The sequence below is a fragment of the Rhodococcus sp. P3_B8 genome, from assembly GCF_056402775.1.
This window is the reverse complement of record NZ_JBFUGT010000400.1, coordinates 1-5,179: the sequence shown is the minus strand read 5'-3', so window position 1 is coordinate 5,179 and position 5,179 is coordinate 1. Positions and strand designations below refer to the sequence as shown.

The 5,179-nt window shown below is 65.4% G+C and carries 5 protein-coding genes; 1 reads left to right on the top strand and 4 read right to left on the bottom strand.

Features of this window, described 5'->3' with window-relative positions; all coding sequences use genetic code 11:
• Window positions 1-143 precede the first annotated feature (143 nt).
• Complete coding sequence (locus AC1D1G_RS41460) at window positions 144-1,025, top strand: helix-turn-helix domain-containing protein (protein ID WP_283334098.1); 882 nt, start codon at window positions 144-146, stop codon at window positions 1,023-1,025.
• 696 nt (window positions 1,026-1,721) lie between these two features.
• Here the strand turns inward: AC1D1G_RS41460 and AC1D1G_RS41455 are convergent.
• From AC1D1G_RS41455 to AC1D1G_RS41440, 4 genes are all read right to left on the bottom strand, one after another.
• The gene (locus AC1D1G_RS41455) at window positions 1,722-2,525 is read right to left on the bottom strand and encodes an alpha/beta hydrolase (protein ID WP_283334100.1); all 804 of its coding nucleotides are present in this window, start codon (window positions 2,523-2,525) and stop codon (window positions 1,722-1,724) included.
• A 478-nt stretch (window positions 2,526-3,003) separates the two neighbouring features.
• The gene (locus tag AC1D1G_RS41450; protein WP_164066070.1) at window positions 3,004-3,714 is read right to left on the bottom strand and encodes a flavin reductase family protein; all 711 of its coding nucleotides are present in this window, start codon (window positions 3,712-3,714) and stop codon (window positions 3,004-3,006) included.
• Between the two features lie 71 nt (window positions 3,715-3,785).
• Window positions 3,786-4,628 carry an MBL fold metallo-hydrolase gene (locus tag AC1D1G_RS41445; RefSeq protein WP_280784191.1) on the bottom strand — a complete coding sequence of 281 codons (843 nt, stop codon included), beginning with the start codon at window positions 4,626-4,628 and terminating at the stop codon, window positions 3,786-3,788.
• Window positions 4,629-4,640: 12 nt separating this feature from the next.
• Window positions 4,641-5,179: enoyl-CoA hydratase/isomerase family protein (locus AC1D1G_RS41440; protein ID WP_477956520.1), on the bottom strand; the 539-nt coding region annotated here is incomplete at its 5' end.

The following is a 5,179-nucleotide window of genomic DNA, read 5'->3' as shown; positions in this document are numbered from 1 at the left end:
ACAGCACACCGGGTGCAGCGCATCAATTGCACTGTTCCGCAGTACGCGCTGCACCTGCAGCCCGTCCTTACAGGTTGAATGATGATGGACGACTAGGCTTCTCGTGTCACGTATCACGGGGCGCACGCCAGGAGGAGGTAGAGGTGGCAGTGTCAGACGCAGAAGGTTCAGCGCGGTTGCTCCGACCGCGCGATGACGATGCCCTTCGCGCCGAGCTACGCGTCATCGCAGCGGGCTTCGCGACACCCCCGGTGGTATTCGGCGGCCCCGTCTCCGCGGGAACCCTGAAGATCTCCGAGACACTCGGCACCAGAACTGTCGGGCTGCGCGGCCTGCTGATTTCACCGATGTTGGGACTTGGCGGGCGCGCGATCACCTTGCTTCGGCCCCAGTGGGTCGAGGACTACGCGACGGCACAGACCATTACCCACGACTACGACCGACCCGTCATCAACGAAGGACTGCGATCCATCATCGCGGTACCGGTGGTTGTCGGCGGCGCAGCGCGCGCCATCATGTACGCCGCACTTCGTCAGGCCACCCCGAGCGGGGGTCGAATTCTCGACATACTGACCCGAGCCGGTGACCGACTCGCCACCGAAATCAAAATTCGAGACGAAGTCGACCGACGGGTCGAGTTGATCGACACACTTGTCGATGGTGGGCAGGCACCCACAGCAACGGCGCTGACCGAAGGTATCCGCGAGATCCACTCCGACCTGCGGGCACTGATGCGCACCGCCCCGGACTCAGCACTCGCGACAACTCTGCACGGTCTCGCAGACAAACTCGCCGTTCTATCCCGTGGCGGCGACCTTCCCGCCACCGATATCACATTGTCCGGTCGTGAGGTCGACGTCCTCACCTATGTTGCTCTCGGCTGTACCAATGCCGCAGCCGCGCAACGACTGTCGATCAAACCCGAGACAGTGAAGCACTATCTGCGTGAAGCGATGGGCAAGCTGGATGCCCGCTCCCGGGTCGAGGCGGTGTCTCGCGCCCGCCGACTCGGGCTCCTTCCGTAACCCCCGCGCGGCGCAGCTCCCGAAACCCATCCGCGGGTAATCACACTCTCGCCGCCTATTCTTTCGATCAACGTGACAGTGCCCCACTAGTGCGAAACGGTTGAGCGTCATCTCTTCTGGGATGCGTCCCCTGAGGCGATTTGGGTGCGTGATGTGAAGTCGAGTTGGTGAGGATGCGTTCGACGCGGCCGTCGATGGTGCGTGGAGACAGCACCACGGATTCGACAATGGCACGGTTGCTCGATCCTTCTGCCACTRGGTTCGCGATCTCATTTTCTCGCTTCGTACAGGAGTGATCTTGCGGGTGCGCTGGGGCTTTTCGGACCGACCTTCCCCGCCGAGTGCTAGTGCGACGGCCGCATCGAGTGTCATCGTTGCGTTCCGCCGGGCTACGGCCGCGACTTCCTTTTCTCCGAGGGCCTCTGCCGCGGTCTGCGCTGAGTAGATCGAATCCTCCTGAAGGTGCGGGCCGAACGCCTCGACGCCGGTCCCCAGCCACGCCCAGACTGCGGCCGCGGCACTCGAGAGGGCGGGGCGGTATGAAAATCCGCCGCCGAGGTGGCGATCCAGGACAGTAGTTCGATCGTCAGCGCGGTGCAGATGCTGTCCTTGAAATCTCCTCCGGGCCGGAGCGCCTGCAGAGCGGCGTGTTTCGCCGCTGCTGGTTCACCGGTGCCAGTGACGCAGACCTCTTATCTAAGTAGGGGCCACTGCCTGCGAGTGCAGCCATTGATCGACGACGTCCCACGCTGTCTGCCAGCCGGCGTCGAGCATCATGTCGTGGCCGATCCCTTCCAGCTCGCGGATGGTGGCACCGTACCGGCGGGCGGTCGCCCGCGTGGCGCGGATCGGGACGACACGGTCATCGGTGGTCGCAACCGACAGCACCGGGATGGACGGCGACGGCAGCGGCGCCGGGGTGCGTGCCAGGAGCTGGTACTGCACCAGCGCCGATTCCGGGGTCATCCGCACCATTGCTGCTGCTGCTGACGCCGCGTCCAGTCCGGTGAAGAGCATGTCGGGGCCCAGATGGAGGGGAAGGCCTGCGACGAGGCGCAGTCCCTGGATCGGATCGTGTCGTACCACGGATATGGCCGTTCCAATGGCGGGGTGGGCTGAGATGCTCGCGAGCAGGACCGCGGCCGCGGGCTTGATCACGGGCAGGGCGTGCTGGACGATGAGACCGCCGAGCGAATGTCCGATGAGGACGCCCTTCCCGTCCGCGATCGACGTCGCGGCGCGGACCGTGTCAGCGACATAATCGCGCAGCCGCGCCCCGGCGACGCTGCCTTCGCTACCACCGTGGCCTCGGAAGGAGAGCGCGTAGGCCTGGTGACCGGCGGCGGCTGCTGCTTCCAGCCAGTTGTGCCAGCACCATGCGCCGTGTCCGAGGCCATGCACGAAGAGCAGCGGTGAACGGTCGGCGACACCGGTCGCGGGGGCGTGCACGATTTCGAGCGCGGGTTCCATGCCGGTCGCGGGAAGCATCATCGTCTTCATGGGCTGGTCTCTATTCGATCCGGCACTGCGGTGGTGTGTCACACCGCGGGCGTGTGGGAGGCCGGGCGACGTGCGTCGGCCTCGATGTTGTCTGGCTCAGCCGCCGTCGAGTGCGGTCCGGGTGAGCGGGGAGCCGAACTGGCTGAGCTCAGTGTCCGGACATGCCACCGTGCACGGAGCGTGGTGCCGGTGCTGTAGGAGGAGGAGGCGGGGCTGGCAAGGAACACCACGGCGGCGTCGAGTTCATGTTGCATGCGCGAGGCGTCCCGATGGGCTGTGCCGGCTGATGAACGGCAGCAGTACTTTTCGCGGCGTGCTGCAGCTGCGCTCGTACGGCCTCCGAGTTCGCTACACCGCGGTGCTCGTCCTCGACGGCGAGCACTATGGCGCGGATGAATTCTGCGGTCCGGTTGGCGAGTTGAGCCGCGACCGGATCGGGGCTGAGTTCAATGGGCATTGGTTTCTTCCGTTGTGCGGGTCAGTCTCGAATGGAACCCGACGCGGACCACGAGCTGGTGTCGATCGGCGAGAAGTCGGTGTCCTTGTCATCGAGTCGCCTCATGCGCGCTTCTCGGCGGGCTTCAAGGATGTGGTCCTCGAGTGGCGTAGTGAACACGTTCTCGACCAGGGTGTACTCCGCCGCCAACCGTCCGACGGGGTTGAGGGCCGCCGTATCGATGCGCCCGCGGTCGAGGTACAGATCGTCACGGATGTGGAATCGTTCGACGACACCGAAGACGATGTGATCGTCGAGGTCGCCGATGGGAATGATCCGTTCGAGGGTGCACTCGAAGGAGATCGGGGCGCCCGCGACCCGGGGAGGCTTCACCAGTTGGGATGGCGCCTTCTCCAGTCCGACCGCGTCGAATTCATCTACGTTGCTGGGGAATTCCGCCGCGGTGCGATGCATCTGGTGTGCATGCGGCAAGGACACCAGGTTCGTGCAGAACTCGCCGGTGTCGCGAATGTTCACGAAGGTGTCCTTGAGATGGCCATCGGAGCGGGCCTGCATGGACAGCGATACCATCGGTGGCTTGCGGCCGACGGCGGTGAAGAACGAGATGGGTGCCAGATTCGCGACGCCATCGGTGGAAACCGTGCTCACCCAGCCGATCGCGCGGGGCAGGATGCTGCCGATCAAGAGCTTGTAGGCGGCTGTGGGGTCCAAAGTGGACCCGTCGATGATCATCAATAATTCCTATCGTCGGATTCGCTGTACCTAGGGCTGTGACCTGTCCAGGGGTCCGGGCATTTCCCGGCTCACCCTTTTGCTGAGCGTGCCGATCCCCACGCGGCTCCGGGGTTCACCCGGTCCGGATACTTCTCGAGCAAGAGTTGGTAGAGCTCCGGCGTGGTCGAGGCGATTGCGGCCAGTTCCTCGAAATCCCGGATGTATCGTTTCGTCTGCTCGATGATCTCCGGGCCGTCGCCGCGAGCGGGATTCTTGTGGCCGGCCACGACGGAGACGGGTTCCAAGGCGGCTAGGGCGTCCAGCGCGGCAATCCACGCTTTTCGCCCTTCGGCCGGCGACTCGGCGAGGTAGAGATGCACGTCGTTGTATGCGGCGTCGCCGGCCACCACCAATCCGATCGACGGCACGTACAACGCGGTCGTGTCGTCGGTGTCGGTGTGGCCGAGTTCGATGATTTGGATCTCCTCGCCCTCGAGCTCGAAGGTGGTCCCGGCTACGGGCTCGGGCAAGACGAATCGATCCGGGATCTGCCCCGGGAACCGGGACCTCCAGAACGACTCGACGAACTCCGGCGCGCACTGTTGCCGAGCGTGCGCCACGACGGCGGGGGTGGCGATCGCGCGAGCTCGGGGGAAGCGCTCGAGGAGGGTGGACAGTCCGAACCAGTGGTCACCGTGGCCGTGGGTGACGTAGATCGTCGTGAGGTTCTTGCCGCTGGCCGCCACCCAGTCCGCCAGGTGGCGTGCCTGCTCGACGGTCATCAAGGGGTCGACGAGGACGGCGTCGGATTCGCCGCTGATGAGTGTCGAGGTGATCGGTGACCACCACCGGCGGTCGAGGCCGGGGGGAAGATCGGGGATCGCGGTCGGGATGGACGGGGCGACGTGGACGTCGTAGGACAGTGTCGGCATGGTGGAGTCCTCTCAGCGGCCCTGGAACGGCATCGCGGGGCGTGGCGCGCCGGATCGCAACGCGTTGATCGCGGCGGGAATCGCCACGCGGGTGTCGTCGGTTCGGAACAGGGGCAGTGCGATGTCGAACATGGTTTCGTCGGCCGCTGCGACGCCGCCGATCGCCCAGGTGCGCAGCAGCGCCTTGTGCGCCGCGTGTGCCTTCGTCGGTCCCTGCGCGAGCTTGCGTGCGAAAGATGTTGCGGCGTGGTCGAGTTCGTCGTCCGGCACGATTTTGTTGACCACCCCGAAGCGCTCCATCTCCGCGGCCGGAACCTGTTCAGAGGTCATCGCCCACTCCATGGCACGGGATCGCCCTGCGCGCTCCGCGACCCGGTAGACGCCGCCCAGTAGGGTGACGATGGCGATGGATTGTTCCGAATGGCCGAACCGGGCACTCTCGCCCGCGAAGATGACGTCGCTGCGGAGGGCCAACTCGAAGCCGCCGCCGAAGCACAGGCCCTGTACCGCGGTCACGGTCGGCACCGGCAATCGCTCGAACTGGTTGAACG